This is a genomic window from Limnobacter sp. MED105 (assembly GCF_000170915.1).
In the GTDB taxonomy this organism is placed as follows: domain Bacteria; phylum Pseudomonadota; class Gammaproteobacteria; order Burkholderiales; family Burkholderiaceae_B; genus Limnobacter.
Map to the genome: position 1 here is coordinate 1 of NZ_ABCT01000036.1, position 4,934 is coordinate 4,934.

The following is a 4,934-nucleotide window of genomic DNA, read 5'->3' on the forward strand; positions in this document are numbered from 1 at the left end:
AATCGGTTCGTTCTGGCTTGAAGGCGTCACGCGGATCGGACTTTCATGGCCCCACTGAATCCAGGGTTAATTTGGGTGAATTGCCCCGCTTGCCCGACGGTTGCGTGCCAATCTGGGATAATTGGGGCAAGTTGTTCAGCTAACAGGATCCCCATTGGCGCAGTTATTCAACGTACATCCTCAAAACCCGCAATCGCGTTTGTGCAAGCAGGCGGCAGACCTGATCAATTCGGGTGGAATTGCCGCTATCCCCACAGACAGCTGTTATGCCCTTGTTTGTCATCTAGACGATAAAAATGCGGTGGAGCGCTTGCGCAGGCTGAAAGGTATTTCAGAGAAACAGCACCTGGCCTTGTTGTGCAAGGATTTAAGTGAACTGGGCAGCTACGCGAAGGTAAATAATGTTCAATACCGTTTGCTGAAGTCGGTGTTTCCAGGGCCATACACCTTTATTCTTGAAGCCACCAAAGAAGTGCCCAAGCGGGTGTCGCATCCTTCTAAAAAATCGATTGGCTTACGTGTGCCCGCACACGCGGTGGTGCAGGGCCTGCTTGAACACATTGAAGGCGCGCTGATTGCTACAACGCTGCAGTTACCGGGCATGGAAGAACCGGCACGCAGCGGTTGGGAGGCCCAGGAGGCCGTGGGAAATGACGTGGATTTGATCGTGGATGATGGCGAGTACTGTGGCGCATTTCCAACCACCGTGATTGACTGGACCAGTGAAGAGCCATTGGTGGTGCGAATTGGGGCTGGACCACTGACAGGCCCGTTGGAGCCCGTGAACGTTGAAGAACAGGAAGAGCTGTGATGGACGCTGGCATTATTCAAACCATCGCGGTCTATGCCTTGCCCGTGTTGTTCGCCATTACTCTGCACGAAGCAGCCCACGGTTACGTGGCGCGAATGTACGGCGACAACACCGCCATGTATGCCGGTCGAATTACCTTGAACCCAATTAAGCATATTGACCCAGTCGGGACCATTCTCGTACCGATCGCAATTCTGGTGTCTTCAAGCCTGATGGGTATGGGTGCTTTTCTGTTTGGCTGGGCCAAACCCGTACCCGTGAATTTTGGCAATTTGCGCAATCCGAAGAAAGACATTCGTTTTGTAGCCTTTGCTGGCCCAGGGGCAAACTTCATCATGGCCCTGTTGTGGGCGCTTAGCCTGAAGTTACAGTTTGTCACTGGGCTGAACGAGCCTTTTTTTGCAGAGATGGCCAAGGCGGGCATCGTGGTGAACCTGGTGCTGGCCGCTTTGAACCTTCTGCCAATCTTACCGCTGGATGGAGGTCGCATTCTGTTCAGCTTCCTGCCCAGTTCTGCAGCCTACAGTTTCAGCCGCACCGAGCCCTATGGCATGATCGTGCTCATTGCACTCCTGATGTTGGGTATCTTGCCCATGTTCATCCAGCCCATAGTTAGCGCCGGGCTGAGTGTGCTAACCCTTTTGTTTAATTTTTAAGTCACCATGTTTCCTGAACGCGTATTGTCGGGCATGCGCCCAACCGGTTTGTTACACCTTGGTCATTACCACGGTGTGTTGAAAAACTGGGTGAAACTTCAGAACGAGTTTCCCTGTCTGTTTTTTGTGGCCGACTGGCATGCGCTGACCACGCATTACGAAACCCCGGAAGTGATCAAGGAAAACGTGTGGGATATGGTGGTCGACTGGTTGGCTGCGGGTGTTGATCCAGAGAAGGCGACTCTGTTTGTGCAGTCCAAAGTGCCAGAGCACGCTGAACTGCATTTGCTGCTGTCGATGAATACACCGTTGAGCTGGCTTGAGCGAGTGCCTACCTACAAGGATCAACAGGAAAAACTCAGTGACAAAGACCTCGCCACCTATGGTTTTTTGGGTTATCCGCTGCTGCAGTCCGCTGACATTCTGATTTACCGCGCTACACAAGTACCCGTGGGTGAAGACCAGGTGCCACACATTGAGCTGACCCGTGAAATTGCACGGCGCTTCAATCATTTTTACAGCAAGGAAAAGCTGCTGGATGCCAAGGGCGCTGAAATTGGCCGCAAGCCGATTTTGCTGGAGCCTAAGGCTTTGCTCACCGAGGCTAGCAAGATGCCGGGTCTTGATGGCATGAAGATGTCCAAGAGCTATCAAAACACCTTGGCCCTGCGGGAAACACCCGAAAACATTTCCCAGAAAGTGCGCAAAATGCCCACTGATCCTGCCCGTGTGCGCCGCACAGATCCAGGTGATCCTGCCAAGTGCCCGGTTTGGCAGTTGCACGAAGTGTATTCCGACACCAGTACAAAGCAATGGGTGCAGGAAGGTTGTAAATCAGCGGGCATCGGTTGCATTCAATGTAAAGAGCCAATTATTCAGGCCGTGACCGACGAGCTGGCGCCTATGCGCGAACGCGCGGCCATGTACACCGAGAATCCAGCTCTGGTACGAAAGATAATCAGTGAGGGTTGTGAGCGCGCACGCGCGATGGCCAACGACACGATGAAAGATGTGCGTAAGCACATGGGCCTGGATTATTCCTGATATGGTCTTTGCTCACGCCAATCCCGCCATGGCGCCCTCGCCATGGGTCCGTCAATGTCTGGAAAGTCTGTTGCGTTCAGGCGCTATCAAGGCTGGTTCAAGAGCGCTTGATCTTGCTTGCGGGGGTGGCCGTCATGCCTTGTATTTGGCAAGTCTGGGTTATTCGGTGCATGCAGTTGATAAAACCACGCCCGATACCCTTTGGCCAGAAAATGTACATTTTGAGGCGATGGATTTAGAGCAGGCTGACTGGCCTTTGGTTGGGCAGCAATATGACTTGATCGTAGTGACCAACTACTTGCACCGTCCTCATTTCGAGAACCTTTTGGCCAACCTGAAGTCTGAAAATGCAGTGTTGGTTTACGAAACCTTTATGGACGGCAATGCCCAATTTGGCTCACCTCGCAGCCCCCAGTTTTTACTTCAACCGGGTGAATTGCTGTCTCGTATGTCTGAATTGAATGTGCTGCGTTTTGAACAAGGATTACGAAGCGTTCCAAGCCCAGCAATGATTCAACGGGCCATGGGCATTACAGGCGCTTGGTCTGGGATACAATCTGGAACAATAACACTCACTCAAAGGGACTAAATGATCACTGGCAGCATTGTCGCGATTGTTTCGCCGATGTTTGAAGACGGCTCGCTGGACTATGACAGCTATCGTCAGCTCATTGATTGGCATATTGAACAAGGCACCGACTCGATTGTAGCGGTAGGGACCACCGGCGAATCGCCTACTGTGGATGTGGAAGAACACGGTGAATTGATTCGTGTGGCTGTTGAACAGGCTGCTGGCCGTATACCTATCATTGCGGGTACGGGTGGCAATTCCACCACTGAGGCCATCGAGTTGACCGAATTTGCACGCAAGGTGGGCGCTGCTGCCAGTCTGCAAGTGGTGCCGTACTACAACAAACCGACCCAGGAAGGCATTTACCTGCACATGCGCAAGGTTGCCGAGGCTGTCGATTTGCCGGTGATTTTGTACAACGTACCGGGCCGCACAGTGGCCGATATGGCGCATTCCACTGTGGTTCGCTTGAGCCAAGTGGATGGCATTGTGGGTATCAAGGAAGCCACGGGCAATCTTGAGCGTGGGGCTTGGTTGATTCGCGATACCTCGGACCAATTTGCTGTGTACAGTGGAGACGACCCTACTGCAGTGAACTTGATGCTGATGGGTGGAAAAGGCAATATTTCCGTGACTGCCAACGTGGCCCCGAAGCTGATGCACGAACTTTGCGTTGCTGCCATTGCTGGCGACGCGAAAACTGCGCATGCACTGAATTTGAGTTTGCTTGATTTGCACCAGGCCATGTTTGTGCAAGCCAACCCAATTCCCGTGAAGTACGCATTGAGCAAGATGGGCAAGATGGCGCCGGGTGTGCGTTTGCCGCTGACCCGATTGGAATCCAATTTTCACCAAACCGTGGACGCCGCCCTGCGTGCGCACCGGTTGATCGACTAAAGACGACTTAAGGCTGTGAAACACATGGAATTGAACAAGACGACCCCTTTCAAGCTGTTGCTGATCGCAGCGGCAGTATCCACCGCCGCGGGCTGTGCTTCCTACAAAGAAGCAGTGGAAGGACAGAAGACGGCATACCGCACCGCTGAAAAGCGTGAGCAGGGCCTTGAAGTCCCGCCGGACCTGACTGCGCAGTCGGCTGATGAGCAATTCCTGATTCCAGGTGAGTCTGGTTCTGGTTCGGTGTCGGCCTCGTCGTTCTACAGCGGAGGCGGTGCCCGCCCTGCAAGTGCGCGCGCACAAGCCCAGGCTGAGCCGGTTTTGGTGTCTTCCGATGACGTCAAAATCAAACGTGTCGGCAATCTGCGTTCCCTGGAGGTAAAAATGCCTCCAGAGCAACTGTGGCCCAAGTTACGTGAGTTTTGGAAAGACACTGGGTTTGAGCTGGCAGTGGACGATCCCAAAATTGGTTTGATGGAAACCAACTGGGCTGAAAACCGGGCGAATATTCCTTTAGACGGGATTCGCAAAGTGATCGGCACGGTGTTTGATGGTATTTATTCCAGCAACACCCGGGACCGTTACCGTACACGCGTGGAGCCAATTGAGGGCGGTGTTGAAATCTTCGTGACTCACCGCGGCATGGAAGAAAACTACACAGATCAGTCGCAATCCAACCTGGTTTGGATGAATCGCCCCTCTGACCCCGAACTCGAAGCCGAAATGTTGAATCGTTTGATGGCGAAGCTGACTGGTGATGAAAAGGCGGCTGCGGCGGCAGGTCGACCTGTGACCCAAGAGCTTATTTCGGTTCAGAAAAAGCCGGAAGGCACAGCCATCATTCTGGCGGAAGACTTCCCCTTGGCCTGGCGCCGTGTCGGTTTTGGTTTGGACCGGGCTGGCTTTATTGTCGAAGATCGTGACCGTTCCAACGGCGTGTATTACGTGAAGTACA

General features: G+C 53.2%; 6 protein-coding genes. All 6 read left to right on the forward strand.

The features are described 5' to 3' along the window. The first annotated feature begins 154 nt into the window (after positions 1 to 154). A complete protein-coding gene (locus LMED105_RS15760) occupies positions 155 to 811 on the forward strand; it encodes an L-threonylcarbamoyladenylate synthase (protein WP_008253310.1) in 657 nt (218 codons plus the stop codon). Beyond that, positions 811 to 1,467 (forward strand): site-2 protease family protein, encoded by a 657-nt coding sequence (locus tag LMED105_RS15765; RefSeq protein ID WP_008253312.1) that lies wholly within the window; start codon positions 811 to 813, stop codon positions 1,465 to 1,467. Before LMED105_RS15760 ends, LMED105_RS15765 begins: the two co-directional genes overlap by 1 nt. A gap of 6 nt (positions 1,468 to 1,473) precedes the next feature. Continuing rightward, positions 1,474 to 2,511: a tryptophan--tRNA ligase gene (gene trpS / locus LMED105_RS15770; protein WP_008253314.1), complete on the forward strand. Its 1,038-nt coding sequence runs from the start codon at positions 1,474 to 1,476 to the stop codon at positions 2,509 to 2,511. 1 nt (position 2,512) lies between these two features. Beyond that, entirely contained in the window at positions 2,513 to 3,100 is a 588-nt protein-coding gene (locus LMED105_RS15775) for a bifunctional 2-polyprenyl-6-hydroxyphenol methylase/3-demethylubiquinol 3-O-methyltransferase UbiG (protein ID WP_083797237.1), read from the forward strand. Further along, complete coding sequence (dapA, locus tag LMED105_RS15780) at positions 3,101 to 3,979, forward strand: 4-hydroxy-tetrahydrodipicolinate synthase (RefSeq protein WP_008253316.1); 879 nt, start codon at positions 3,101 to 3,103, stop codon at positions 3,977 to 3,979. Between the two features lie 24 nt (positions 3,980 to 4,003). Then, positions 4,004 to 4,934 (forward strand): outer membrane protein assembly factor BamC (gene bamC / locus LMED105_RS15785; RefSeq protein WP_008253317.1); only part of this gene is annotated, 931 nt, incomplete at its 3' end.